Annotated in this window: 23 protein-coding genes and 2 pseudogenes; 14 read left to right on the forward strand and 11 right to left on the reverse strand. The window is 60.5% G+C overall.

Annotated elements, in window-relative coordinates; genetic code table 11:
• Together QRN61_RS19945 and QRN61_RS19950 are read right to left on the reverse strand one after the other, a co-directional pair.
• Window positions 1-2,779: pseudogene (locus tag QRN61_RS19945) on the reverse strand (hypothetical protein); the annotation flags it as partial.
• Window positions 2,780-3,075: 296 nt separating this feature from the next.
• Window positions 3,076-4,077, reverse strand: coding sequence for a class I SAM-dependent methyltransferase (locus QRN61_RS19950; protein WP_285374875.1), 1,002 nt, complete (start codon window positions 4,075-4,077; stop codon window positions 3,076-3,078).
• A gap of 199 nt (window positions 4,078-4,276) precedes the next feature.
• Here QRN61_RS19950 and QRN61_RS19955 point away from each other — a divergent pair, with 199 nt between their 5' ends.
• Window positions 4,277-4,690, forward strand: coding sequence for a response regulator (locus tag QRN61_RS19955; protein ID WP_027613245.1), 414 nt, complete (start codon window positions 4,277-4,279; stop codon window positions 4,688-4,690).
• A 78-nt stretch (window positions 4,691-4,768) separates the two neighbouring features.
• Window positions 4,769-5,437 carry an HAD-IA family hydrolase gene (locus QRN61_RS19960; RefSeq protein WP_285374878.1) on the forward strand — a complete coding sequence of 223 codons (669 nt, stop codon included), beginning with the start codon at window positions 4,769-4,771 and terminating at the stop codon, window positions 5,435-5,437.
• 181 nt (window positions 5,438-5,618) lie between these two features.
• On the opposite strand, the gene QRN61_RS19965 is transcribed toward QRN61_RS19960, so the two are convergent.
• Window positions 5,619-6,278 carry a methyltransferase family protein gene (locus QRN61_RS19965; protein ID WP_027613243.1) on the reverse strand — a complete coding sequence of 220 codons (660 nt, stop codon included), beginning with the start codon at window positions 6,276-6,278 and terminating at the stop codon, window positions 5,619-5,621.
• 311 nt (window positions 6,279-6,589) lie between these two features.
• Between QRN61_RS19965 and QRN61_RS19970 the strand changes: the two genes are divergently transcribed.
• On the forward strand, window positions 6,590-7,387 hold the full coding sequence (locus QRN61_RS19970; RefSeq protein ID WP_027613242.1) for an SDR family NAD(P)-dependent oxidoreductase: 798 nt from the start codon (window positions 6,590-6,592) through the stop codon (window positions 7,385-7,387).
• 30 nt (window positions 7,388-7,417) lie between these two features.
• Window positions 7,418-7,828 carry an SRPBCC family protein gene (locus QRN61_RS19975; protein ID WP_285374881.1) on the forward strand — a complete coding sequence of 137 codons (411 nt, stop codon included), beginning with the start codon at window positions 7,418-7,420 and terminating at the stop codon, window positions 7,826-7,828.
• A 113-nt stretch (window positions 7,829-7,941) separates the two neighbouring features.
• On the opposite strand, the gene QRN61_RS19980 is transcribed toward QRN61_RS19975, so the two are convergent.
• Together QRN61_RS19980 and QRN61_RS19985 are read right to left on the reverse strand one after the other, a co-directional pair.
• Window positions 7,942-9,336 carry a sensor histidine kinase gene (locus QRN61_RS19980; protein WP_285374883.1) on the reverse strand — a complete coding sequence of 465 codons (1,395 nt, stop codon included), beginning with the start codon at window positions 9,334-9,336 and terminating at the stop codon, window positions 7,942-7,944.
• Complete coding sequence (locus QRN61_RS19985; protein ID WP_027613239.1) at window positions 9,314-9,997, reverse strand: response regulator transcription factor; 684 nt, start codon at window positions 9,995-9,997, stop codon at window positions 9,314-9,316. Before QRN61_RS19985 ends, QRN61_RS19980 begins: the two co-directional genes overlap by 23 nt.
• Window positions 9,998-10,304: 307 nt before the next feature.
• Between QRN61_RS19985 and QRN61_RS19990 the strand changes: the two genes are divergently transcribed.
• From QRN61_RS19990 to hcnC, 4 genes are all read left to right on the forward strand, one after another.
• A complete protein-coding gene (locus tag QRN61_RS19990; protein ID WP_027613238.1) occupies window positions 10,305-11,246 on the forward strand; it encodes a hypothetical protein in 942 nt (313 codons plus the stop codon).
• 434 nt (window positions 11,247-11,680) lie between these two features.
• Window positions 11,681-11,995 carry a cyanide-forming glycine dehydrogenase subunit HcnA gene (gene hcnA / locus QRN61_RS19995; RefSeq protein ID WP_027613237.1) on the forward strand — a complete coding sequence of 105 codons (315 nt, stop codon included), beginning with the start codon at window positions 11,681-11,683 and terminating at the stop codon, window positions 11,993-11,995.
• Window positions 11,992-13,401, forward strand: coding sequence for a cyanide-forming glycine dehydrogenase subunit HcnB (hcnB, locus tag QRN61_RS20000; RefSeq protein WP_115990141.1), 1,410 nt, complete (start codon window positions 11,992-11,994; stop codon window positions 13,399-13,401). Before hcnA ends, hcnB begins: the two co-directional genes overlap by 4 nt.
• Window positions 13,394-14,653, forward strand: a complete 1,260-nt coding sequence (gene hcnC, locus QRN61_RS20005; RefSeq protein ID WP_115990140.1) for a cyanide-forming glycine dehydrogenase subunit HcnC — start codon at window positions 13,394-13,396, stop codon at window positions 14,651-14,653. The genes hcnB and hcnC overlap by 8 nt, the downstream gene beginning before the upstream one ends.
• A 149-nt stretch (window positions 14,654-14,802) precedes the next feature.
• Here the strand turns inward: hcnC and QRN61_RS20010 are convergent, their stop codons facing one another.
• The gene (locus QRN61_RS20010) at window positions 14,803-16,611 is read right to left on the reverse strand and encodes a monovalent cation:proton antiporter-2 (CPA2) family protein (RefSeq protein ID WP_285374889.1); all 1,809 of its coding nucleotides are present in this window, start codon (window positions 16,609-16,611) and stop codon (window positions 14,803-14,805) included.
• A 251-nt stretch (window positions 16,612-16,862) separates the two neighbouring features.
• On the opposite strand from QRN61_RS20010, the gene QRN61_RS20015 reads away from it, so the two are divergent.
• Window positions 16,863-17,777 carry a LysR family transcriptional regulator gene (locus QRN61_RS20015; RefSeq protein WP_097088034.1) on the forward strand — a complete coding sequence of 305 codons (915 nt, stop codon included), beginning with the start codon at window positions 16,863-16,865 and terminating at the stop codon, window positions 17,775-17,777.
• On the opposite strand, the gene QRN61_RS20020 is transcribed toward QRN61_RS20015, so the two are convergent.
• Entirely contained in the window at window positions 17,767-18,534 is a 768-nt protein-coding gene (locus tag QRN61_RS20020; RefSeq protein ID WP_027613232.1) for a substrate-binding domain-containing protein, read from the reverse strand. The two genes, QRN61_RS20015 and QRN61_RS20020, sit on opposite strands and share 11 nt — an antisense overlap.
• Before the next feature lie 12 nt (window positions 18,535-18,546).
• The gene (locus QRN61_RS20025; RefSeq protein ID WP_285374891.1) at window positions 18,547-19,839 is read right to left on the reverse strand and encodes an MFS transporter; all 1,293 of its coding nucleotides are present in this window, start codon (window positions 19,837-19,839) and stop codon (window positions 18,547-18,549) included.
• 426 nt (window positions 19,840-20,265) lie between these two features.
• On the opposite strand from QRN61_RS20025, the gene QRN61_RS20030 reads away from it, so the two are divergent.
• Together QRN61_RS20030 and QRN61_RS20035 are read left to right on the forward strand one after the other, a co-directional pair.
• Window positions 20,266-20,574, forward strand: coding sequence for an RcnB family protein (locus QRN61_RS20030; RefSeq protein WP_027613230.1), 309 nt, complete (start codon window positions 20,266-20,268; stop codon window positions 20,572-20,574).
• Between the two features lie 188 nt (window positions 20,575-20,762).
• Window positions 20,763-21,101 carry an FKBP-type peptidyl-prolyl cis-trans isomerase gene (locus tag QRN61_RS20035; RefSeq protein ID WP_027613229.1) on the forward strand — a complete coding sequence of 113 codons (339 nt, stop codon included), beginning with the start codon at window positions 20,763-20,765 and terminating at the stop codon, window positions 21,099-21,101.
• Window positions 21,102-21,151: 50 nt separating this feature from the next.
• On the opposite strand, the gene QRN61_RS20040 is transcribed toward QRN61_RS20035, so the two are convergent.
• From QRN61_RS20040 to QRN61_RS20050, 3 genes are all read right to left on the reverse strand, one after another.
• Window positions 21,152-21,463, reverse strand: a complete 312-nt coding sequence (locus QRN61_RS20040; protein WP_095139682.1) for a helix-turn-helix domain-containing protein — start codon at window positions 21,461-21,463, stop codon at window positions 21,152-21,154.
• Window positions 21,464-21,466: 3 nt separating this feature from the next.
• Complete coding sequence (locus QRN61_RS20045; protein WP_027613227.1) at window positions 21,467-21,790, reverse strand: type II toxin-antitoxin system RelE/ParE family toxin; 324 nt, start codon at window positions 21,788-21,790, stop codon at window positions 21,467-21,469.
• A gap of 237 nt (window positions 21,791-22,027) precedes the next feature.
• Window positions 22,028-23,131, reverse strand: a complete 1,104-nt coding sequence (locus QRN61_RS20050) for a cytochrome P450 (RefSeq protein ID WP_285374896.1) — start codon at window positions 23,129-23,131, stop codon at window positions 22,028-22,030.
• Window positions 23,132-23,209: 78 nt separating this feature from the next.
• On the opposite strand from QRN61_RS20050, the gene QRN61_RS20055 reads away from it, so the two are divergent.
• The 3 genes and pseudogenes from QRN61_RS20055 to QRN61_RS20065 form a co-directional block, all read left to right on the forward strand.
• The gene (locus tag QRN61_RS20055; RefSeq protein WP_103369171.1) at window positions 23,210-23,968 is read left to right on the forward strand and encodes an ArsR/SmtB family transcription factor; all 759 of its coding nucleotides are present in this window, start codon (window positions 23,210-23,212) and stop codon (window positions 23,966-23,968) included.
• A 147-nt stretch (window positions 23,969-24,115) separates the two neighbouring features.
• Window positions 24,116-25,336, forward strand: a complete 1,221-nt coding sequence (locus QRN61_RS20060; protein WP_285374901.1) for a putative DNA modification/repair radical SAM protein — start codon at window positions 24,116-24,118, stop codon at window positions 25,334-25,336.
• Window positions 25,333-26,151: pseudogene (locus tag QRN61_RS20065) on the forward strand (TIGR03915 family putative DNA repair protein); the annotation flags it as partial. The gene QRN61_RS20060 and the pseudogene QRN61_RS20065, both read left to right, overlap by 4 nt.
• Window positions 26,152-26,174 lie beyond the last annotated feature (23 nt).

A 26,174-nucleotide genomic window follows, 5' to 3' on the forward strand; every position in this document is an offset into this window, starting at 1 on the left:
GTTCCCACAGGCCGGTCGTCAGGTTAACCGTGGCTTCACCTTTGACGGTGGTGCCATCCTTGATCTGGACTTTCTGACCTTTGGCCCCGGCCCCTGACAACTTGATCTGGGTATCAACGGTGAATCCGCCTTTGGCAATCTCATTCCCTTTGGAGTCTTTCGATTCGGTAATTTCTGGTCGCACATCCTCAAACGCTTTGATCGTGTAAGTACGCACGGGGAAGGGCACCGCCTCGCTCTCATCCGTGCTCTTGCCGAACGCGGCCTTGAATTCCATGGTCAGCGGGCTGCCATCCTTAAGGTTTCTCAAGCCTGCAAAGGCGATGCTCCGCTCGTAATAACCTTGTTCGAGCCACTTGTCGCTGACCATTGAACCCGGTGCCGTATGAATCTGCAGGTTGTAGTCGCTGCCATCAGCGTTCGTCCCTTTCAGACGCAGCCAGACATATTGGCCTGTGGCAATCAACGGCCAGACGCCCATGCGATAGGTGGCATTGCTGGTCAGATTCCCTACGTTGAACTCAGGGCCTTCGCCGCTGTTGTCCGCGTCCTTGATGATCGGTTTGAGCAGTTCATTCTGCGGCATGCTCAACACAGTCAAATCAAAGACGAGGGACGGCAGCGGCTTGCCGTCGCGGATGACGACGTAGGACACCTTCACATCTTTGTTCAGGTTGAACGCGACCACGCTATTTGGAATCACAAACTCCCGGTTGCTGCCCAGCGGCCGAGGAACAGAGGTGTGCGAACCGCCTGCGGGCGTACCTTGTGCGCCAGTCCAGGTGGCGATGATTTCATCAGTTGGCAGCAACGCGCTGTTGTCCGGCACCACGATGGTCAAGGTGTCCCTGACCAGCAGCGGGTTGAGTGTGCTGTCGCCGTTGTTCTCCTTGATCGAGGGGGCGAGCAGTTCCAGCGCGACGCCCACGGTGAACACCAATGGATTCGAAAGGCTGGTCTCATCTGTGGCATGGCGCCAGAGCTGGTAGCGGACGGTGATCTTGCTGCCGCGGTTCGGTTCGATGTGTTGGGCGACGAAGGCGGCGTCCAGGTTGATGACCCAGTCTTGCTGGGCGGTGACGGCATTGAATGTGCGGGACCCGGGTTCCTCGCCGGAGATGTCGCCCACCCACTTCCAGGTGGCCTCGTCGTTGGCTACCCATGGCTTCACCACGGGCCTGGGGATGGTCAGTCTACTGGTACCGCCGGGCAGTGTGGCCGGGTCGAGGAAGCCGTTCTGCACCCCGAGGACAATGGGTACGTCCAGCTCGAATTTCGGTTCACCCACATTGAGCAATTTCGTGTGCAGCGACTCCCGTCTGAGGATCTCGTCGCCTTCGGCTATCAGCAGGTCGTACCACCCCTTCAGGGTTCCGCCGTCAAGGAGCTTGAGGTTGTAGTCATCGACGGTGATGACAAAACCTTCGGGATTCTCGACTTCATCCTCCTCCGGAATGTGCCACTTCAACTCAGGCAGGAAGGTGCTGCCATCCGGGCTTTTACCCAACAGGAACAGCTCAATGCCCATGCCGTACTCGATGGCCGGATCGAACGGAATGCGGACGTTGATTTGAGTTTCGGAGGGATCGATGAATTCTCCCTCGGCTTCTTCGATGATCGGTGCGGCCAGGCGGTGGGCTGCGCCGGTGACTTGTACAAACTGCCTTTTTGAGCGTAACGGGTCACTGCTGCCGCTGCGTTCCAGCCGATAGAAGAAACTGACCTGGGTATTGACCAGTTTGCGCACGTCGGCAATGGGCAGCTTGAACTCGTAGTTATGCGGGATGTTGTCGACGGTCTGGGGCTGGGCGGTGACTTCGACTTTTTCGCCCTCCAGGGTGGTGCCGAGCATGGTCAAGTGGATGATGTCACCCATCTCGAAGTCTGGTCGGTCGGCCGTGACATGCACCGTGATGTCGTTGTCGCCCTGTTTATCGACGTCGAGCTTGTTGTTGACGGCCTCCTGAACAATCGGTGCGGCCAGCAGGTCGATGCCGGTGGTGACGACGATGCGGATTTCCTTGCACCAGTCTTCCGATTCATTGCCGACGATGTCGCGCACCTTGAAGGTGACCGCCAGACCAGAGAGGTCGGTGTCACCAGCCCGTTCAATAGTGGCTTTGGAGACCGTGATCAATATCGGGTTTGCCGCTGGATCGTTGATCTGCTCCAGGGTCACCGGTGTGGAATACTCAAAAAAGCCACCCCAACTGAGATGAATGACGTCGCCCACCGCAATGTCGGGGTAAGGCGAGCCGCTGCCGGACGCGGACCTGATGACAATCGGCACTCCCGCTTCGGCAACGTCTTTGTCCACCCCGCCGTTAACGATTTCCGGGGGAATGTACATGAACAGGTTGGAGTGACCAGGGCCCGGGTCGATGTCCTGGCCACCGGGGAGTTCCAGTTTGACGAAGAGGTTGAGGGGCTTGTCCGGACGCTCTTCTTTTTGATTGGGCTGTTTGATTTCGTAGGTGAGTTCGTAAGAACCAGTCTGCAGATGACGGGGAGCCACCCACAAGAGGGTCGGTTGCTTGAGCTCGGTCTCGTCAATGATGGGACGCCCGTCGACCTCACGGCCATTGAGCAGCAGCTTGGCGGTATCTCCAACGGCCTTGCTGGCCCAGACGGGGATGACAACAAGCAGGCCGAGGTCGGGAAAAGTGAACACCGCCGCCCGGTTGATCCCCCACTGGCCGGAAGGCAGGAGGCGCCCGAGCACTATCGGGTCCAGCAATGAATGGGGGGCAGAGATTTTCATCTTGGGCTGAACGAGCATGGACGGAACTCCAAGCGAACTGTCGGGAGACAAAGGGCGTGGAGTTATTCAGCGCTGAAGATAACGGCTCTGGCTACTGTCAGAAATTACAGGTGAGGAGGTATTTGCGATGAACGGTCGCGAGGCGCCGGGGTGATTGTTCGCGGGCAGGACAGGGCGAAAGTCGTCAGCGGCATGCTCAGTGAGCACGCATTGTAGGTGGGGACGGTTGATCTCGGCCTGAACGACAAAACCCGCCGCCCCGGTTGATCGGGGCGGCGGGTTTTGTCCTTCTGAAGAAATGGGTTGCCGGTGAGTCAGTCTTCGCGAGCAGGCTCACTCCTACAGGGATGAGCGGGGTTCGCGGGATGTCGGGTCAGTCCGAGGCGTTTGAAGACGAGCGCCTTCAAGCCGCTCTCAGGATCAATATCCGGAAACTCCGGCGGATTCTCCAGCCGTTGCTCAAAGCGCAAGCTTGGCGCCTCTTGCGTCACGCCATCGATCAAAAAAACCGAACCGAACGACGGATCATTCATGCACGCCAGCACCGTGCCGTCAGCCGTGAGCAATTCCGGTAAACGACGCAATACGCGCTGGTAATCCTTGGTCAGCAGAAAACTGCCTTTCTGGAACGATGGCGGGTCGATGATCACCAAGTCGTACGGGCCGCTGTTGATCACCTTGCCCCACGACTTGAACAGGTCGTGGCCGAGGAAACTCACCTTGCTCAGGTCATGCCCGTTCAGCCGGTGATTGTCACGACCGCGGCTCAGTGCGGCGCGGGACATGTCGAGGTTGACCACATGGCTGGCGCCGCCTTCGATGGCTGCCACGGAAAACCCACAGGTGTAGGCGAACAGGTTCAGTACGCGTTTGCCCGCTGCTTGCTCACGCACCCAGTTGCGCCCGTAGCGCATGTCGAGAAACAGCCCGGCGTTTTGCTTGCGGCCCAGGTCGACGCGGTACTGCAAGCCGCCCTCGACGATGCTCATCTCGTCGATTTCATTGCCCAGCAGCCATTCGGCGGTGCTCTGCGGCAGGTAACGATGTTGTACCAGCAAGGTGTGGGCACCGGACTCTTGCCATTCCGCCGAGGTGCTGAGGTCGAGCAGCGATTGCTTGAGCGCTTCGAGCTGTTCGGGCTGCGGCTCCTTGAACAGCGACACCAGCACCACGCCTTGCAGCCAGTCCACCGTCAACTGTTCCAGCCCCGGCCAGCAACGCCCACGGCCATGGAACAGGCGGCGGGTTTCGCTCGGCGCCGTGGCGAGTGCAGGCAGCAGATGGGCGCGGAGTGTGGCGAGGGCTTCAGGGTTCATCAGTCACGGTCGGCAAGCAAAAGGGCCGGCATTTTAACCACAAAAACCACTTGGCGAACGCCGGTCAGCCAAGGCAATTGACCACTGTTAAGAAAAGACCTGTATCAAAAATGAATTTATGCAGGGCGCGCTGCTCATACCAGATAAGCAGCGGATTCGAGCCGCTAAGTCTTTAATGCAATTCAGGGAGTGCCAGTTCATGAGTCCAACACCGACACCGAGCGCGCTCCTTCCTGGCGGGTTGATTCTGGTGGTTGAGGACGACCCGTTGATTCTGGAGTTTCTCTGCGAAATTCTTCAGGAGGAAGGTTTCAAGGTCGAGCCGCAAACCAGCGCGGATGCCGCCAAGCTGTATCTGGAAAAGCACGCGTCGGATGTCGCGTTGCTGCTGACCGACATCACCATGCCCGGTGAAATCAACGGCGCCGGGCTGGCCAATCTGGTTGGCGACCGCTGGCCGGAAAAGCCGGTGATGGTCATGTCCGGTTATGAAACCCCGGAAACTTCCGGGGTCAAGCATCCGGTGGCGTTCATCAAAAAGCCCTGGGCGATCGGCCAGTTGCTTGACTGTGTCGACAGCGCTTTCAAGTCCAAGGCGCCACGTCTGCACTGAGATGGCGGGTCGAACTGCCGGGTAAAAATGCTACATTGCCCGGCCAATCCGCCCAGTTTTGTCAAAGGATGCGACCTTTTGTCTGCTCACGATAACGTCTTCGACCGCGCGTTCGGCGCGTTCCTGTTCGACATGGACGGTACCGTCCTCAATTCCATCGCTGCTGCCGAGCGAGTCTGGGCAGCGTGGGCCGAGCGTCACGGGGTTGATGTCGAGAGTTTCCTGCCGACCATACACGGTGCTCGCGCCATCGACACCATCCGCCGGCTGAACCTGCCGGGAGTGGACGCCGAGGCGCAAGCGGCGTTTATCGCGCAGGCGGAAATCGATGATGTCGAAGGGATTGTGCAGATACCTGGGGCCGCGGCGTTTCTCGCCAGCCTGCCTGTCGAACGCTGGGCCATGGTGACCTCGGCGCCACGGGCTCTGGCGTTGCGGCGGATGGCTGCGGCGGGGATTTGCGAGCCTGCAGTAATGATCACGGCGGAGGATGTGACGGCTGGCAAGCCTGATCCGGCGGGTTATCTTCTGGCCGCGCAACGTCTGGGGCTTGATCCCGCTGATTGCCTGATTTTCGAAGATGCCACTGTCGGTATTCAGGCCGCTGAAGCGGCAGGTGCAGCGCTGATGATCATCACCACGACGCACCAGCATCCCCTCGAAACCCGCCATGCGACTATCGACAGTTATGAGGCGCTGAGCGTCACCGTCGACAGCCAAGGTCAACTGCACCTGCAAAAGGCCTGACACTACAAAGTCCCCTGTGGGAGCGGGCTTGCTCGCGAATGCGGTCTTTCAGTTGCATGCGATGTCGACTGATTCAGCGCATTCGCGAGCAAGCCCGCTCCCACATTCGATCAATGTCGGGCCGTAAATGTTGCCCGCTATCCAACACTGCAGGAGCCAGTTCAGTCTGCTGGCGATGGCGTCAGTAAACCCCCGGCAACAATCGCCAGCTACGCGCGCAATAAGCCTCGTACTCTGCACCAAACTGCCCGCGCAGCAGCGCCTCTTCCGAGTGAATACGTGCGATCAGTGGAATCAGCGTCAGCGCCGCCAGAATCAACCCGACACTGGAACGAAACGCCAGCGCCCAGCCTACGGCGTTGACCACCAGCCCCAGATAGCTCGGATTGCGCAGGCGTGTGTAAATGCCGTCGGTGACCAGCCGATGCCCCGGCTGAATCGCCACCAAACCGCTGAACCGCCAGCCCAGCACAAACACCGGCCACAGCCGCAGCGTGCCACCGACGATAAACAGCAAGGCGCCGAGCCAGCGCACGCCTTCAGCGCCGAAGGTCCAGAAGTCGATGCGATCGCAGTACGCCGGGAGAAAACCGCTGACCAGACCGATCACGCCGAACGCCGGAATCACCCAGCGATTGGCGCGGTCCTCGCGCTCGCCCGAACTCATGTTCACGTCGGTGAACAGCGACGCCACCACCATCAGCACCGTGGCCAGCGCCACCAGCACCAGCGCCCCATGCGAAAAGAACACCGCCGGCCCACCAATGCCCCACACCGCCAGGCCCAGGTAGGCGAGGGTGGCGAGCACCGCAACCACGGTCATTTGCGCAGACATTTTCATGATCATCTCTTGAAAAGCGGCTGATCCTTTCAGTGTAGGACGCCGCTGAACCCGCGTAGGTAGCGGGTCAGTCACCTTGAAGCCGGATGTCCCGGCCCCGTCGTGAGCAAGCCCACTCCCATCCTTGATCCGGGCCAGCCCGAGAGCCTCCATCCACCGACAATCCCTAGTGGGAGCGGGCTTGCTCGCGTAGGCGTCGGATCGGTCGTGACCAGTCTTTGGTCGGCAACGCCTTCATCCGGCCAACATCGCGTCTACGCTGATCCATTCCTTCTATTTGTCCGTGTATTGCCCATCAAAGAGGTGAACCCATGAAAATCGACTTGAGTGGAAAACTGGCCATCGTCAGCGGCAGCACGGGTGGCATTGGTCTGGGCATCAGTCAGTCACTGGCCGAGGCCGGAGCCACGGTTGTGGTGATCGGGCGTGAAACGGCCAAGGTCGAGCAAGCGCTGGCGAGCATTCGCCAGCAGGTGCCGGGTGCGCAACTTCGCGGTCTGACGGCCGACCTGGGCACTGCCGAAGGTGCGGAAAAACTGTTCGCCGCTGAACCGCGCGCAGACATTCTGGTGAACAACCTCGGCATTTTCGACGCCGTGGATTTCTTCGACACCCCGGACAGCGAGTGGACGCGTTTCTACGAGGTCAACGTGATTTCCGGCGTGCGCCTGTCGCGGCATTACGTGCCGGCGATGGTCGAGCAGGGCTGGGGACGGGTGATTTTCCTGTCCTCGGAATCCGGTGTGGCGACCCCGGCCGACATGCTTAATTACGGCGTGACCAAAAGCGCCAACCTGGCGGTGTCCCATGGCTTGGCCAAGCGTCTGGCGGGCACCGGTGTGACGGTCAATGCGATCCTGCCGGGGCCGACGTTTACCGGTGGCGTGGAACACATGCTCAAGGATGCTGCGGCCGAGTCCGGCCGTAATCTGCGTGAAGAGGCTGATGCGTTTGTGCGCAGAGCGCGGCCGACGTCGATCATCCAGCGGGTGGCCGATGTTGCCGAGGTGGCGCATCTGGTTACGTACATCGCTTCGCCGTTTTCCTCCGCCACCACTGGCGCGGCCTTGCGCGTGGATGGCGGTGTAGTCGACAGTATGGCGATCTGAACCGCGAAGACTCTGGAGAAACGTTTATTTATGGCAACTGCATCAGCAACCATCGACATCCCGGCTTCGGCCGATCAGGTCTGGCAATTGATCGGCGGCTTCAACACGCTGCCGGACTGGCTGCCGTTGATTCCCAAGAGTGAACTGAGCGATGGCGGACGCGTGCGCACCCTGCAAACCGCCGACGGCGCGGTGGTGATCGAGCGCCTGCAAGCGTTCGACAACGCTGCCAGGACCTACAGCTACTCGATCGAACAGGCACCGTTCCCGGCGACTGACTATCTGGCGACGATCAAGGTTGAAGCTCAGGGGCAGGGCGCCCGGGTAACGTGGTCGGGACGCTTCAACGCCAAAGGCGTGAGCGAGGAAGAAGTGGTGGCGCTGTTCACCGGCATCTATCAGGGTGGCCTTGAGGCGCTGCGGGCCAATTACCCGACCTGACAGGCAAAACGCAAAAACTGTGGGAGCGAGCCTGCTCGCGAAGGCGTCGGATCGGTCAACATCTGCATTGACTGTCACACCGCATTCGCGAGCAGGCTCGCTCCCACAGGGGATCAGGAGTTGGCGATCAAACTCTGCCGACAATCCAGCACCAGTTTTGCACCGCCCAGCTCACTGCTGCCCACCTCAAGATTGAAGCCATGCAGGCTGACAATCGCTGCGACAATCGATAGACCCAGGCCAAAGCCGCTCTGTGGTTGTCCACCCTCGGCACGATAGAAACGCTGGAACACCGCCTCACGCTCGGCTTCGGGAATCCCGGGGCCGGAGTCGTGGACTTCAATCCGCGTGTGCCCGCCGTCATTCACACCACGCAAAATCACCGTACCGCCCGCCGGAGTGAACTTGATCGAGTTGCTCAACAGATTCGCCAGCGCCTCGAACAACAACGCCCGGTCGCCATTGAGCGGCGGCAGGGTTTCCGGCATGTTCAGTACGAACAGCAGTTCGCCTTCCTCGGCTAGTGGCAGATAAAACTCATGCAGTTCTTCCAGCAGTTGCACCGGATCGAGCTCGACAAAACCTGAGCGCCGCTGACGGTCTTCCAGCTCGGAAATCCGCAGCAACCCACGGAACCGCGCCATCAGCGTATCGGCCTCGGCCAGCACCAGGTCCAGTTGCGCCGCCTCCTGAGAACCTTCACCAGCCTGCTGTTGCATGCGATACAACTGCGCACGCAAGCGTGTCAGTGGGGTGCGCAGATCGTGAGCGATGTTGTCGCACACGCCTTTGACTTCATGCATCAGCCGTTCGATGCGATCGAGCATGGCGTTGACGATGGCGGCGAGCATGTCCAGTTCATCGCGGCGGTTGGACAGCGGCAAGCGGTGAGTCAGGTCGCCGGCGACAATCGCCTGGGCGCTGTCTTGAATCGCGCGGATGCGGCGCATTGGTCGGCGGCGCAGCAGATGCCAACCGGCAATCCCCGGCAGAATCGTCAGTGATACCCCCCAGAACAACGCGTGCAGAATGATCCGCGTCACAGCGAACAACGAACCGTTATCGCGCAACAACACCAGCCAGCGACCGTCGCGGGTCTGAGTCGCCACCGCGTCGCAGCTATCGGCGGGCAGTGTCGGGTCATCGGAATCGGCGCAGTCATCCAGGGTGTGGATCTTGCCATCCAGCGGCAGGCCTTCGGGCAGTTGCTGCAACGCGCCGCCGAGGTACATGCCCTGAGCGTCGAACAAGCCATAGGCGTCGATGCCGCGGATGTCGAAGGTCATGCTGGCGGCGAGCGCTTCTTCCAGTTGTTCACCGCGAAAGTGCGAAAACAGATGCTGACGTTGCATCAACGAATGCTTGGCGAGGTTATCGAGATAGCTGGAGACCTCGAAATACATGACCCCCATGAGGATCGCGCTCCAGGCCACGAACAGCGAACTGTACAGCGCCAGCAGTCGACTGCTGGAGGAGCGCCAGCCGTCAGACGGGTTCGGCAATGACATAACCCGAGCCCCGTACCGTGCGAATCAGCGGAACATTGCCCGCCGCGTCGATCTTCTTGCGCAGACGACCGATGTGTACGTCGATCAGGTTGGTGCCCGGGTCGAAGTGATAGCCCCAGACTTCTTCGAAAATCATCATCCGCGACAGGATCTGCCCGCTGTTGCGCATGAGAAATTCCAGCAGCTTGTATTCGGTGGGCAGCAGCGTCAGCACCTGCCCGGCGCGGCGTGCTTCGTGGCTGATCAAATCGAGTTCGAGGTCGGCGACCTGCAACGTGGTGGCCTGGGTGGCAACGCTGTTCTGGCGGCGCAGCAGCACTTCCACGCGTGCGGCCATCTCGTCGGTGGCGAACGGTTTGGTCAGGTAATCATCGCCACCGGCGCGCAAGCCGCGCACGCGCTCATCGACATCGGAGAGCGCGCTGATCATCAGAATCGGCGTGGCCACGCCCATGGTGCGCAGAGTGGTGACGATCGCCAGGCCATCGAGTTCCGGCAGCATGCGGTCGAGGGTGATCAGGTCGTAGTTGCCGCTGACGGCACGGTCGAGGCCTTCGCGGCCATTGTCGACCCAATCCACTTGCAGGCCGTGGCTGCTGAGTTCGGCGACGATTTCACGGGCAGTCACGGCGTCGTCTTCGATGGTCAAAATACGCGTCATAGGGCAGGCCTTGATCGGTTCAAACGGAATGGCTGCATTTTGCCAAGTATTTTGCGTCGCGCTTTAAATTAACTTTCATGTATAGCCTGTCACAAACGTCAATTCGGGGCGCTTCGCGGCGTTGGCGTCAATGCATAAAACCCGCTGCTTTCCGTCCATTGTTGCAAATTGCAATGAATGTAGAAGTTCAGTCTTTTTAAATCGTTGAAATTGAAAGATTTATTTCGTGCTCTCGACTGGCACGGTCGCTGCAATTCATCTCGTGACGAGTTGTAACACCATTTTTCATGCCTGGAGCACTACAACAATGAATAGATCCTCTGATGGGTTTTATCCTGCCTTCGAAGGAGAGTCGAGCAACGTGTCAGGCGTGTCCTGGGGCGCGATTTTCGCGGGCGCAGCGGCGGCCGCAGCACTGTCGATGATTTTAGTGCTGCTTGGCTTCGGTTTGGGATTCTCTGCCGTTTCACCTTGGGCCGGGGAGGGCATCAGCGCCAAGGGTCTGGGGATTTCGACGATTGTCTGGCTGGCGGCGACGCAAATCATCGCCTCCGGTCTGGGTGGCTACATCGCCGGTCGCCTGCGGGTGAAGTGGGCCAACATGCACGGGGATGAAGTGTATTTTCGTGATACTGCCCATGGCTTCCTCGCCTGGTGTGTGGCCACGCTGGTCACCGCAGTATTGGTAGTCGGCTCGGTCAGCAGTGTGATCAGTGGCGGTGTGCAGGCCGGTGCCAGTGTCGCCGGTGGCGCAGCGGCAGCCGCGACTCAGGCTGCCGGTAGCGCAGCGGCCAACACTGACAGCAATCAGTACGGTTACTACATCGACAATCTGTTCCGCGATGACCGTCCAGCATCGGTCAGTGATGATGCCGCCCATGGCGCCGTAGCGCGGATCTTCGCCCAGAGCCTGGCCAACGGCCAACTCAGTCCGGAAGACCGTACCTACCTCGCGCAACTGGTCGCACAACGAACCAATCTGAGTCAGGCCGACGCCGAGAAGCGTGTCGATGAAGTGTATGCCCGCACTCAGAAGGCCATCGCCGACGCCAAAGTCAAAGCCCAACAGGCTGCCGACACCGCTGCGAAAGTTGCTGCCTGGACCTCGCTGTGGATGTTCATCGCGTTGCTGGCCGGTGCGTTCTTCGCCAGTCTCGCCGCCACCTTCGGCGGTCGTCGCCGGGATGCGGTCGAGTACGTTGAAGTCGAGACCTACGCCACCACGACCACTCTGCCTCCAGTCCGTTAACAAGGAGAATCACCATGCGCTCTCTATTACTGTTTTTCCTCGGTGTGCCAATCCCGATCATCATCCTGATCGCCCTGTTCGTACACTGATTCCAATGCTCCATTGAGGCCCATGCCTCGGCCGCTTTCACTTCACGGTGAAAGCGGCTTTTTGCTTTCTGGCGTGCACCATTCGTCTTCTTCAACCGAATCGTTGAACAATCCGACCGCTTTCACTGGCCTGGATCAATATTCGCGTTTGTAACTTCCCCTAACGTAAATGTTCCAGGCCTTCGCTGAGGTTTGAACTACAGTGCTTCACGCGCACTTTGCTGCGCTGACGAAGTACCCGCGAGCCCGCCTGTAATCGAACAATTAAACGGGCCGTACGGTGTAGAGCAGCAAGGAGCTGACGCAATACCTTCCCCCTGAACCTTTTCACGGATGAACTTCGTAATGCACTGCCTAGAACGCACTTTCGATATCCAGCCCCTGACCCAGGCGGATATGACCGTCCACATCAATGGTCAACCGGTGACGGCGGCCATTGGCGAAACCGTCCTAAGCGTTATCCAGTCCCTTGGCGTGCGCCAGGTCGCACGCAACGACCATGGCCAGATCAGCGGCGCCTACTGCGGCATGGGTGTGTGCCAGTGCTGCCTGGTGAAGATCAACGGCCGCCACAAGCGCCGTGCCTGCCAGACCGTGGTGCGCGACGGCATGCAGATCGAAACCCAGGTCAACCGCATCAACGAGCAGGAGGTCGTATGAGCCTGCAACCGGTGATCGTCGGCGGTGGTCCGGCGGGAATGGCGGCGGCCATCGAGCTGGCGCGTCATGGGGTGCGCTGCACCTTGCTCGAAGAGGCCTCGCGTCTTGGTGGCGTGGTCTATCGCGGGCCGCTGCGCGACGGCGTGCAACTGGATTATCTGGGGCCGCGCTATTCCGAAGCCCTGAGCAAACTGCACGGTGATTTCCAGGAACAGTCCGGGTTGATCGACGTGCGCCTCAATCATCGCGTGGTCGGCGCCGAAGGCACCCGTGCGCTGGTGGTGCTCGACGGCGACGAGCAGCTGCACGAGATCGAATATCCGCAATTGCTGCTGGCCGCCGGCTGCCACGAACGCAGCGTGCCGTTTCCCGGCTGGACCCTGCCGGGGGTGATCATGCTCGGCGGCCTGCAACTGCAAATCAAAAGTGGCGTGGTCAAGCCGCAGGGGCCGGTGGTCATCGCCGGTACCGGGCCGTTGCTGCCATTGGTGGCAACGCAGCTGCACGCGTCCGGCGTCAAGGTCGCGGGCGTGTACGAAGCCTGCGCCTTCGGCAAGATCGCCCGCGAAAGCCTGGCGTTGCTGAACAAGCCGCAGCTGTTCCTCGACGGTTTGAGCATGCTCGCTTACCTGAAACTCCACGGCATCCCGATGAACTACGGCTGGGGCGTGGTCGAAGCCCACGGCGACGGCGAGCTGAAAAGCGTCACCGTGGCACCTTACTCGGCCACCTGGGAGCCGGACCTGACGCGCATCGAGCGCTTCGAAGCGCAGACCCTGGCGGTCGGTTACGGCTTCATTCCGCGCACCCAGCTCAGTCAGCAGATGGGCCTCGATCACGGTTTCAGCGACGACGGTTACCTGCGCGCCAATTCGAACAACTGGCAGCAAAGCAACGAGCCGCACGTGCATCTGGCCGGTGACATGGGCGGGATTCGCGGTGGTGAAGCGGCGATGCTCGCCGGCAAGATCGCCGCGACCTCGATCCTCCTGCAACGCGGGGTGATCGAAGAAGAGCTGGCGCGGGTTCGCCGCGATCGTTATCTGGGCAAACTCAAATCCATCGTGCGCTTCCGTGCGGCCGTCGACCGTTACACCGAACGCGGTGTCGGCCAGACCGCTTTGCCGGCCGCCGACACCGTGATCTGCCGCTGCGAACACGCCACCCGCGCGGACATCGATCTGGCGCTGGAGCAGGGCGTGCAAGACATCGCCAGCCTGAAAATGCGCACCCGCGTCAGCATGGGCGATTGTCAGGGGCGGATGTGTGTCGGCTACTGCAGCGACCGTCTGCGTCAGGCCACCGGGCGCAAGGACGTCGGCTGGCTGCGTCCGCGCTTCCCGATTGATCCGATCCCTTTTTCCGCGTTCCAGTCCGTCGGCACGGAGGCCGCATCCCATGAGTAAGTTCTATGACGTGATCATTGCCGGTGGCGGCGTGATCGGGGCGTCCTGCGCCTATCAATTGTCCAAGCGCCAGGGCCTCAAGGTGGCGGTGATCGACGCCAAGCGCCCGGGCAACGCGACCCGCGCTTCGGCCGGAGGCTTGTGGGCCATCGGCGAGTCGGTGGGGCTGGGCTGCGGGGTGATTTTCTTCCGCATGATGTCGGCCAACCGCAAGCGCGAAACCCAGGGCGCGGCGGTCGCGGTGGACGCCAGCACGCCGCACATCCTGCCGGAGTCGTTCTTCGATTTCGCCTTGCAGTCCAACGCGCTGTACCCGGCGTTGCATCGTGAGCTGAAAGACCGGCACGGGATGGATTTCAAGTTTGAAAAGACCGGGCTGAAGTTCGTCATCTATGACGACGAAGACCGCCTCTACGCCGAGCACATCGTCAGTTGCATTCCGCATCTGGCCGATCAGGTGCGCTGGCTCGATCAGGCGGCGCTGCGTGAAGCGGAACCGAGCGTCAGCCATGAGGCCCGTGGCGCGCTGGAGTTTCTTTGCGATCACCAGGTCAGCCCGTTCCGTCTCGCCGATGCCTACATGGAAGGCGCGCGGCAGAATGGCGTCGACATCTTCGTCAACACCAACGTCACCGGTGTGTTGCACCACGGCAGCCGTGTGACTGGCGTGCAGACGGCCGAGGAGGGCGTGTTCCACTGCAAGACCCTGATCAACGCCGCTGGTGCCTGGGCGGCGGACTTGAGTGAGTGGGCGACGGGGATTCGTATCCCGGTGAAACCGGTCAAGGGCCAGATTCTGCTGACCGAACGCATGCCGAAGATCCTCAACGGCTGCCTGACCACCAGCGACTGCTATGTGGCGCAGAAGGACAACGGCGAAATCCTGATCGGCAGCACCACCGAAGACAAAGGCTTCGACGTCACCACCACCTACCCGGAAATCGCCGGACTGGTGCAGGGCGCGGTGCGCTGCCTGCCGGAACTCAAGGACGTCAACCTCAAGCGCACCTGGGCCGGATTGCGTCCGGGCTCGCCGGATGAGCTGCCGATCCTCGGGCCGATGCGTGGGGTGGAGGGTTACCTGAATGCCTGCGGACACTTCCGCACCGGTATTCTGACCTCAGCGATCACCGGCGTGCTGCTGGACAAACTGGTCAATCAGGAAGCGCTGCCGCTGGATATCACACCGTTCCTGGCGGATCGGTTTGAGGTGGCGCCGGTCAAGCAAGAGCGGGAGTTAGAGCTGGCCTGATCCCAGTGACTTTGATGTTGAATGTGCAGGCCTCTTCGCTGGCAAGCCAGCTCCTACAGGGTTTCGGTCGTTCACAAAACCTGTGGGAGCGGGCTTGCCCGCGAAGGCGTCAGTGCAGCAGGCCTGAAGCTTGGATCTGTGCAAGGAGATCAGACTTTGCGAGCTTCCTCTTCCAGTTGATCAGACTCGAACAACCGCGCCAGCTCCGCCCGGGCTTCCTGGGCGGTCTGCAGGACTTTGGCGGCGTCGTCGTAGACCGCGTGCTGGGCTTCCAGCACCTGTTCGTCATGGTGTTTGAAACGCTTGATCCGCGCATCGGCCTGGGCCTGGGTCAGACCGAGGCCGACCAGGGTACGGCGGCTCATTTCCAGGCTGGAGTAATAGGTCTCGCGAATCGCTTCGGCGCCCACATCGACCAGGCGGTGCACGTGCTGACGGTTACGTGCGCGAGCGATGATCTTCATGTGCGGATACAGCTTGCGCACGATCTCGGCGGTCTTGATGTTGGTCTCCGGATCATCCGTGGCAATCACGAAATACTCCGCCTCGCCAACCTTCGCCGCATTGAGGATTTCCGGGCGCATCGGGTCGCCGTAGAACACCGGCACGCCGCCAAAACTGCGCGACAGTTCGATGGTTTCCACCGAGGTGTCCAGCGCCACGAACTTGATGTTCTGCGCACGCAGAATCCGCGCCACGATCTGGCCCATTCGCCCCATGCCGGCAATCACCACGCGCGGTGCCTCGGTGTCGATTTCGCGGAATTTCTCCGGCACCTCCACTGGCTGCACTTTCGGGCTGACCAATCGTGCACAGATCAACAGCAGCAACGGCGTCAAGGCCATCGACAGAGTGATGGTCAGTACCAGCAGGTCATACAGGCGCGGTTCGAACAGGCCCTGATCGCGCCCGATCTTGAACACCACAAAGGCAAATTCACCGCCGGCGGCGAGCACGATACCCAAGCGAATCGCACTGATTTTGGTCAGCCCACCGGCCAGACGCCCGACCACAAACAGCAGCGGCAACTTCAAGCCGATCAGCAGCAGCGTCAGGCCCAGCACAGTGATCGGCGCACTCAGCAGCAGACTCAGGTTGGCGCCCATGCCGACGCTGATGAAAAACAGCCCGAGCAGCAGGCCTTTGAACGGCTCGATCTGCGCTTCCAGTTCATGGCGATACTCCGAGTCCGCCAGCAGCAGGCCGGCGAGGAAAGCCCCGAGCGCCATCGACACGCCGACCAGATCCATCAGCCACGCCGTACCGATCACCACCAGCAATGCGGTGGCGGTGGAGACCTCCGGCAGACCGGTTTTCGCCACTACGCGAAATACCGGGCGTAGCAGATAACGTCCACCGACTACCACCACGGCGATCCCGCCGAGCACTTGCAAACCGTGGTTCAGGCTTTCCGCGTTGCTGCTGGCGTGGGCGCTGCCGGCGAGCATCGGCACCAGCGCGATCAACGGGATCGCGGCGATGTCCTGAAACAGCAGAATCGCAAACGCCAGTCGCCCGTGGGGGCTGGTCAGTTCCTTGCGCTCGGCCAGGCTTTGCAGGCCGAATGCGGTGGACGACAGCGCCAGGCCAAGACCGAGCACGATCGCACTGTTCAGCGGCTGACCGAACACGTACAACGCCAGCACGCCGATCACTGCCGCCGTCAGCAGCACCTGCGCCAGACCTACGCCGAACACCGACTTGCGCATCACCCACAAGCGACGGGGTGACAGCTCAAGGCCGATGATGAACAACAGCAACACCACGCCCAGTTCGGAAATATGCGCAACGCTCTGCGGATTGCCAATCAGGCCGAGCACCGACGGGCCGATGATCACCCCCGCCAACAGATAACCGAGCACCGCGCCCAGTTGCAGACGCTTGGCCAGTGGTACGGTGAGCACGGCTGCGAAGAGAAACACGACAGCGGCTTGTAACAGGTTGCCTTCATGGGGCATGGGTTGACTCCTGACAGCGGTACGGCGGGGGGTGACAAGGATAAGGGCTGCGCCGCTCGTCAATCCACCACAAAACCCTGTGGGAGCGGGCTTGCTCGCGAATGCGTTGGTTCAGTCGATGTTAATGGCGACTGAACCAACGCATTCGCGAGCAAGCCCGCTCCCACTAGGGCGATATCATCAAATCTGTAATAAGTTGCATCATTTGGTTACATTGATAGCCTTCACGAATCAATCTTTTCGAGTCCGCCATGGCCATCAACTTCGACCTCAACGACCTGCAAGCCTTTCGCGCCGTGGTCGAGCAGGGCAGTTTCCGCAAGGCCGCCGACACCGTGCGCCTGTCACAACCGGCCCTGAGCCGACGCATCGAGAAGCTTGAAGACGCCCTCGGCGTAAAGCTGTTCGAGCGCACCACGCGCAAAGTCAGCCTGACCCAGGCCGGGCGTGGCTTCATGCCCAGCGTCGAGCGTTTGCTGGATGATCTGGACGTGGCGCTGCTGGGCATCAGTGAAGTCGCATCGACCCGACTCGGTCATGTCACCGTGGCTTGCGTACCCTCGGCGGCGTACTACTTCATGCCGCGGGTGGTCGCTCGCTATCACCAGCAGTTTCCGCGGATCAAGGTCAAAGTCCTCGACTCCAGCGCCCACGACGTGTTGAGCGCAGTGGTCAACGGCGAGGCGGATTTCGGGTTGAGTTTTCTGGGCACGCAGGATGCCAAAGTCGATTTCGAACCGCTTGTGCAGGAGTGCTATGTCGTCGCTTGCCGGCGCGATCACCCTTTGGCCGGACGCAGCAGCGTGACCTGGGACGAGTTCTATCAGCAGGATTACATCTCGCTGGACAAGACGTCCGGCAACCGTTTTCTGCTCGATCAGGCCTTGAGCAGCGTGGTGCCGCAGCGCCCGAGCATCTGCGAGACGCGGCATGTGACCACGATGATTGGTCTGGTGGAGGCGGGGCTGGGGGTGGCGGCGGTGCCGCTGATGGCGATGCCCGGGCCGGATCATCCGATCCTGACGCGGGTGCCGTTGACCGATCCGCAAGTGATGCGCAGTGTCGGCATCCTCAAGCGCCGGGGTCGCACGTTGACCCCGGCGGCATTGGAACTGGAGCGGCTGGTAGTGGAAATGAAAGTCCAGCCACCAACGCTTAGCGCTTGACCGAATCCAGCCCGGTGGCTTGCACGTCAGCCTGGGCGGCAGGCGCGGCAAGATAGTCGAGCAGGGCCTTGGCCTCTTTTGGATGCTGTGCGCCGACCGGGATGCCGGCGGCGAAGCGCGTCACCGACTGCACCGACTCCGGAATCTTCCCGACAAACGTCACCCCCGGCACCGGCAGCAATTCGCTGACTTGCTGGAAGCCCAGTTGATAATCGCCGGTGGCGACCACCGAGCCGACCGGGACTTTCGGGATCATCTTCGCTTTCGGTTTCAGTTGATCCTCGACACCGAGTTTATTGAACAACTCCTTCTCGATGTACACGCCGCTGGCGCTGTCGGAGTAGGCCACCGATTTTGCGTCGAGGAGGGTTTTCTTCAGGCTTTCGACGCTGCTGATGTCCGGCTTCGGCGCGCCTTCACGCACCACCAGACCGATCCGTGAATCCGCCAGTTCGACCCGCGAGGCCGGGTCGACCTTGCCCTGTTTGATCAGGTCATCGAGGGCGTAGCCGACCATGATCACCACGTCGGCGTGCTCACCGCGAGCGAGGCGATTAGGGATGGCTTCCGGCGCCTTGCCCATCGACGGGCCGAGTTGGGTGTCGAGGGTGTTGCCGGTGGCGGCCGCGAATTTCGGGCCGAGGATTTTGTAGGCGGCGGTGAAGCCGCCCGACGTCATCACATTCAGCTGTTCAGCATGGGCCAGGGCGCTGAAAGCGAAGAGGGCGATGGCGCTGAGATTGATCAGTTTTTTCAAGGTGATTGCTCCTTATGCGGCAACCGGTTGCAAACGGCCGCCTGCGCGGCGATAGAGGTACAACGTGGCGCACAACGCACACAGTGCGCCGACGCTCATCCAGTAACCCGGCGCCGCTTTGTCGCCGGTGTACTGGATCAGGAAGGTCGACATCGCCGGGGTGAAACCGCCAAAAATCGCGGTTGCCAGGCTGTAGGCGAGGGAGAAACCGGCTACTCGCACTTCAACCGGCATGATCTCGGTCAGCGCCGGAATCATTGCGCCGTTGTACATGCCGTAGATGAACGACAGCCACAGCAGCGACAGCAACATATGACTGAAGCTCGGCGCCTGCACCAGGTACGACAGCGCCGGATAGGTGGTGGCCAGTGCCAGCAGCGCCATGGCGATCAGCACCGGGCGCCGGCCGATACGGTCGGACAACATGCCGCCAATCGGCAGCCAGAAGAAGTTCGACATGCCAACCAGCAAGGTCACCAGCAACGCATCGGAAGTGCTCAGGTGCAGCACAGTCTTGCCGAAGGTCGGCGCGTACACGGTGATCAGGTAGAACGCGGTGGTAGTCAGCGCGACCATCAACATGCCGCCGAGCACCACGCCCCAGTTCTGACCAAGCGTGCGAAACACTTCCTTCATGCTCGGGCGGTGTTTGCGTGCGGCAAACTCTTCGGTTTCTGCCAGATTACGGCGCAGGAAAAAGATGAAGGGCACGATCATGCAACCGACGAAAAACGGAATGCGCCAGCCCCAATCGGCAACCACATCCGGCGCCATCCACGCGTTCAGCGCATAGCCCAAGGCTGCCGCGACGATGATCGCCACTTGCTGACTGGCGGACTGCCAAGCGGTGAAAAAGCCCTTGCGGCCAGGGGTGGCGATTTCCGACAAGTACACCGAAACACCGCCCAGTTCCGCACCGGCGGAGAAGCCCTGCAACAGCCGTCCGATCAACACCAGCGCTGGCGCAAACAGACCGATGGTCTCGTATCCGGGCACCAGCACAATCAGGATCGTGCCGCTGGCCATGATCGACAGGGTGACGATCAACCCTTTGCGCCGACCGACGTCATCGATGTACGCACCCAGCACGATGGCGCCCAGTGGACGCATCAGAAAGCCTGCGCCGAATACGGCAAAGGTCATCATCAGGGAAGCGAACTCACTGCTCGCCGGGAAGAACACCGCCGCGATCTGCGTGGCGTAGAAGCCGAACAGAAAGAAGTCGAACTGTTCGAGGAAGTTGCCCGAGGTGACCCGGAAAATGGCGCCGGCCCGCGAGCCGCCGTGTGGGATTGAGGCTGTCATAGAAAAATCTCCACCGCTTTTATGACGTGCGCGACGTGGAAGCGGCGCACGGTTGTTATTGCGGCGGATGGTCGCGCAGCTGTAACAGGATGTTAATTGCATTGTTGGCATGGATTGATGTGCAAAGCGGATCAATCCTCTGAAACACCACTTCCTGTGGGAGCGAGCCTGCTCGCGAAAGCGGTGGTTCAGGTAATGAAGATGCTGCATGTACCGATGTCATCGCTGGCAAGCCAGCTCCCACAGTTTTTGCGGTGTACCCGCTGTCCCTGCAACACCAAGCAAACCTGTGGGAGCTGAATTGCCAGCGATGACGATCTGCCTGCCAACGACAATTCCCCAGCCAGCTCAGGCAAAAAAACAAGGAATGATTCCAGTCCTCCGCAGTCGGAGTTCAGGTATCACACATCTGAAGGAGGTTCACCGATGAACAGCAAAACCCTAATCGCCAGCCTGGCCCTGGTCGCCGGCATTGCCGGGATCAGCCCACTTGTTCAAGCGGCGCAAACCTCAAGCGAACCCACGGTCCAGTCGCCGACCAGCGACCGCGAATTGAAGGTCAACGACCGGGCTCCAGACATTTATCAGCGCAGCGACAAAGCGTTGAAAAACTGGAAACAGAAAGGCTTGAAAGCGCCGGTCGATCAGGCGCAGTGGGTGCAGATCAATGACAAGTACGTGATGGTCATGATTACCAACGGCACCATTGTCGAGATGCAGCCTGTCGAACGTTAATCCCCGGACTCAAAGGCCCTGCGCATGCACTCGTGCAGGGCTTCCCACCTCGAAATCCTGCTGTGTCTGACCTCCTGCATCGCAAGGTCCACAATCCGCGGAGTAATAGCGTTGCTCTGCGCAATCGGCTTGCCAATCACTGCCATTTCTGGGAAAACGGCCGCCAGTAAAGCAATTGAGTGAATGTCATGACTGATGAACTGCAGATAATCGATCTTCAGGTGGGCGAGGGCAAGGCTGCCGTCAAAGGCGCGCTGATTACCACCCATTACACCGGCTGGCTGGAAGACGGCAGCGAGTTCGATTCTTCTCACAGCCGTGGCAAACCTTTCCAGTGCGTGATTGGCACGGGCCGGGTGATCAAGGGTTGGGATCAGGGGCTGATGGGCATGCAAGTGGGCGGCAAGCGCAGACTGCTGGTGCCGGCGCATTTGGGGTACGGCGAGCGGACGATGGGCAAGATTCCGCCGAATTCGAATCTGGTGTTTGAGATTGAATTGTTGGAGGTTTTGACGCGGGAGGATTGAGGCGGATGCAGTAACGACATCGCCTCTTGGCCTAAGAATCCGAGCTGCCTTCAAGCCCAGTGCAGCGGTGCGGCCTGGGGGAAACAGATGTCTACTTCCAGTTTCGCTGCGGCCGACAGATTGACCAGCGCATCCAGAGAAAATTTGTCGATTTTACCGTTGAGTACGTCATTGAGGCGTGGCTGAGTAATCCCCAAGCGCTTGGCGGCTTCCTTCTGAGGAAGCTCCCAGGCACGAACCGTCTCGCAAAGCGTGCGCATGAGTTTGGCCCGCAGGCGCATGTTGGCCGCGTCCTGCGGCGTGTCTTCCAGCGCGTCCCAGATGCTTGAGAAATGCTGGGAAGGGTGTTGATGATCCTTCATGGCTTAACCTATTTCCTGGTATCTGGCGCGTGCCAGTTCTATATCTCGCGTTTCAGTTTTGCGAGTGGTCTTTTGCATGGCGTGCAGCACATAAATCGCGTCAGGCCGATTGACCACATAAAACACTCGAAACGCTCCTGAGTCTTCGGTGATTCTGATTTCATTGACACCCCGTCCTACGGTTTTCATGGGGCGCCAATCAAAAGGCTCGTCGCCCTGTTGCAACAGATCCAATTGAAATCCCGCAGCTCTGCGAGCATCCAAAGGAAAAGCTCTCAGATCCTTGAGTGCACTTGCGACAAACACCACATCCTTGTGTCTTGGCATCGACTTCTCCTTTGTTGAAAGGATAAGCGTAATGGCTCCGACGAAAATGCGTTGCGGCGGTGTGTTGCAAAGAGTGGCAGAGGTCACCTATCAGCAGGCTATATCGAAACCGATATAAATCAAGCTTGATTTTCTTTATCTGATATTCGGTATCGACATCGCCAGTTTGCTCCTACAGGGGATTAGAGCAGGGCACGCGCATCATGAGCCTCAACCCCAAGCGCTGAGCCACAGCGACTAAGGCTGTGCCGCGCTGAACAGTGGAATCCGCCCATTGAGCGATGGGCGGTAATGCCACGTCAGTTGTTGCAGATTCATACCCTGATCAAGGGTTTCTCTGACAGTCGCAGCGGCAATGTTCAACGCCAGCGTCTGCCCCGGACACTGATGCCGGCCGCTGCCAAAGCTGAAACTGCGCCGGTCAGGACGATCCAGCAGAAACCGCTCGGGCTCTGCATTTAACGAAGGATCGCGGTTGGCCGAGGCCAGCAGCACCAGAATCACCTCGCCAGCCTCGAGCCGCACGCCATCGATCTCGCAAGTCTGTGCGACAAAGCGCCGAGTGTTCTGTACCGATGGATCAAATCGCTGAACCTCGGCCAGCAGTGCGTCCACTGAGGCATGGCGCAATTCGGGCTGACGTCGCAGCGCAATCAGTGCATTGCCGATCAGTCCCGCACTGGCCTCGAACGTCTGCGAACAGAGACCGATCAGGTTGGCGATCAGGGTTTCTTCGTCTCCTGTAAATCGCTGCTCGATAGCCTTGAGCAACTCGCTATCGGCTTCGGCCAGCAACTCGATGAAATAGCCGTGCAATTGCTCCGCCGCCGCATGCGCCGCCGCCAGTTGCAGGTCATTGCTCAGCGGCGACAGGCAGGCGACGAAATCCGCGGTCAGTTCACTGATCGCCCGGCCTTGCGCCGGGGTGAAGCCGAGCAGCGCCGCGACCACGCACACCGGGCCGCGAAACATCGCCTTATATAAGCCGTCGGCGTCCGCTGTAATCAGACGCGCGGCCACCAGTGCGCGTACTTGCTCCTCATCTATCAACTGCAGTGACGGCTCGATTGCCGCACTCGGACAGCGCTGATGTTCGCCATCGTTCATCCGCATCAACTGCCCGAACACCTTGCCGGCCAGCCCCGAGGCAATCGCCTTGGGCACCGGTTCCTGCAGCGGTCGTACCCGACAATCGGCATGCGTCAGCACCCCACGCACCGCTCGGGCGCTGCTGGCGACCCACAGCTTCAATCCATGATCAAAGGTCAGTCCGCCCTCGGCGCGCAGTTTGGCGTAGTAGGGGTAGGGATCGGCATGCGTCGCAGCGATGATCGGGTCCATGGTGCACAGCCTTGTGGTCGGGAAAGTGATGCGAGTATCTTCAGTTCGCAGCGGCGACGATTCGTCGGGGAGCGAAATATGCACGCAGAACATCAAGACATCGGCGTTTCGCAGGTGGCGGCCGCCATCGCCGAACCGGCACGCACGAAAATTCTCTGCTCGCTGATGGACGGCCACGCCCGCACCAGCACTGAATTAGCGGCCGTGGCGGAAGTCAGCGCCTCCACCGCCAGTGCACATTTGGCCAAGCTCAAGGATCTGGCACTGGTGCGCCTGCATGTGCAGGGCCGCCATCGTTATTACAGCCTCGCCGATCAGCGCGTGGCTCAGGCGCTGGAAGCGTTGATGGTGATCGGCCAGAACGCCGCACCGAGCTTCAAGCCGCACACCCCGGATCGCCTGCAATTCGCCCGCACCTGCTACGACCACATGGCCGGGACGCTGGCGGTGTTGCTCCACGACCGTTTGCTCGAGGCGGGGTGGCTGGTGGAAACCGATGAGCGCGCTTATCGCTTGAGCGGCACCGGCGACGCGTTGTTTGCGAGCTTGGGGATTGAGGTGCAGGACTTGAGTACCTTGCGCCGCAAGTTTGCCTGCCCGTGCCTGGACTGGAGCATGCGCCGGCCGCATCTGGGCGGTTCGCTGGGCGCGGCGTTGTTGCAGATGGCGTTGAAACGCAAGTGGGTGACGCAGGATCTTGATAGTCGGGCGTTGGCGCTCACCGTGGCGGGGCGAAAGGAAATGGGTAAGCGGTTTGGTCTTGAGTTGCCTTTAGACGCGAAGATCAAAAGATCGCAGCCTGCGGCAGCTCCTACAGTAATCGCGTACACCCGCTAATTCTCGACCCTGCCCAATCTCTGTAGGAGCCGGCGAAGGCTGCAATCCTTTGATCTTGAGCTTCTGCCCGACGAGGTGCGCTTCTACCACCTTGTAACCCCGTGCTCGGACCTATACTGTATATCCACACAGTAAAGAGCCCGCGCCATGCAAATCATCGACAAGCTCAGCATTCTCGCCGACGCCGCCAAGTACGACGCCTCCTGCGCCAGCAGCGGTGCGCCCAAGCGCAGCTCCGAGGCCAAGAGCGGGTTGGGCTCGACCGATGGCATGGGTATCTGCCATAGCTACACGCCGGACGGCCGTTGCGTGTCGCTGCTGAAAATCCTCCTGACCAATTTCTGTCTCTACGACTGCCAGTACTGCGTCAACCGCCGCTCCAGCGATGTGCCGCGTGCACGTTTCACCCCCGAGGAAGTGGTCACGCTGACTCTGGATTTCTACCGGCGCAACTGCGTCAGCGGGCTGTTTCTAAGCTCCGGGATCATCCGCTCGGCGGATTACACCATGGAGCAACTGGTACGCGTGGCAAAGCTGTTGCGCGAAGAGCACGAGTTTCGCGGCTACATTCACCTCAAGACCATTCCCGAGGCCGATCCGGCATTGATCGAGGAGGCCGGGCGCTACGCCGATCGCCTCAGCGTCAATATCGAACTGCCCACCGACGCCAGCCTGCAAACCCTGGCGCCGGAGAAGCAGATTGGTTCGATCAAGCAGGCAATGAACACCATTTACACCGGCGTACAAACGGTGCTCAACGAACCGCGTTCGGCAAAATTCGCTCCCGCCGGGCAGAGCACGCAAATGATTGTCGGCGCCGATGACACCGACGACAGCACGATCCTGCACAGCGCTCAGTCGCTGTATGGCAACTACCGCTTGCGGCGCGTCTACTATTCGGCCTTCAGCCCGATTCCCGACAGCCCGAAAAGCGTGCCACTGGCCGCGCCACCGCTGATGCGCGAACACCGGTTGTATCAGGCCGATTTCCTCTTGCGCAGTTACGGCTACAGCGCCGATGAGCTGCTCAAGGGCCCGGGTAATCTAGCGCTGGACATCGACCCGAAACTGGCTTGGGCGCTGCAGAATCGCGAGGTGTTTCCGCTGGACCTGAATCGCGCCGAGCCGTCGCTGATCGCACGAATCCCCGGCATCGGTCTGCGTACCACCGAACGTCTGGTGCAATTGCGCCAGCAACGGCGCATCCGCTACGAAGATGTGGCGCGCATGCGTTGTGTGCTGGCCAAGGCCAAGCCGTTCATCATCACCAGCGACTACCACCCGCAACAGGCCGAAGTCACCAGCCACATGCTCTATCAGCAACTGCGCGACCGGCCGCAGCCGCAGCAGATGGGGTTGTGGGGATGATCAATCTCGATTGCGACGACCTGTTCGACACCTGGCGCCAGCAGGCACGCTGGCTGCTCAGCCATGAAGTCGACCCGAGTCTGGTGAGCTGGGCGTCGGAAGGGGTGAGCGATCTGTTTGCCAGTGACGTCTCGGTACCCGAAGGGCAGGGGCCGTTTCAGGCACGCATCCCCCGTGCACTGCTCGACACCCTGGAGCAAGCCGCGCGCTACCGGGGCGACCAGCGCTGGAGTCTGTTGTATGAAGTGCTGTGGCGAGTCAGCCATGGCGATCGCACGGCGATGATGGCCGGCGACAAGCTCGGCAGCGAGTTGCAGCGGCGGATCAAGCAGGTGCAGCGCGAAGCCCACCATTTGCATGCGTTCGTGCGTTTCATCGAGCGCCCGCAAGGTCAGCCAGGCCCGCAATACGTCGCGTGGCACGAACCGGCCCACGACATCCTGCGCAGCGCCAGCGAACATTTCGTCAGGCGCATGGGCCGGCATCGCTGGTTGATCGCCACGCCGCGTGACGGGGTTTATTACGATGGCGAACAGTTGATTCATCAGCGCCAGTGCCCGGTGGAATGGCAGCAACTGGCGCAGAACGTCGATGACCCACACGGCGAATTATGGCTGACGTACTACAGCCACATCTTCAACCCGGCGCGATTGAACGAGAAGGTCATGCAAGGGCACTTGCCGGTACGGTTCTGGAAGAATCTGCCGGAAGGGGAGTTGATTCCCGGGCTGATTACCCAGGCGCGCACGGGCAAGCAGCAGAACGGACAGGCCAGCGGGATTGCCGCGCGAGCCGGCAAGCGAATTGCCTTGAAACAGGATGAGCCTGAGCAGGTCGA

Source organism: Pseudomonas sp. lyk4-TYG-107, assembly GCF_030209055.1.
GTDB lineage: Bacteria > Pseudomonadota > Gammaproteobacteria > Pseudomonadales > Pseudomonadaceae > Aquipseudomonas > Aquipseudomonas putida_A.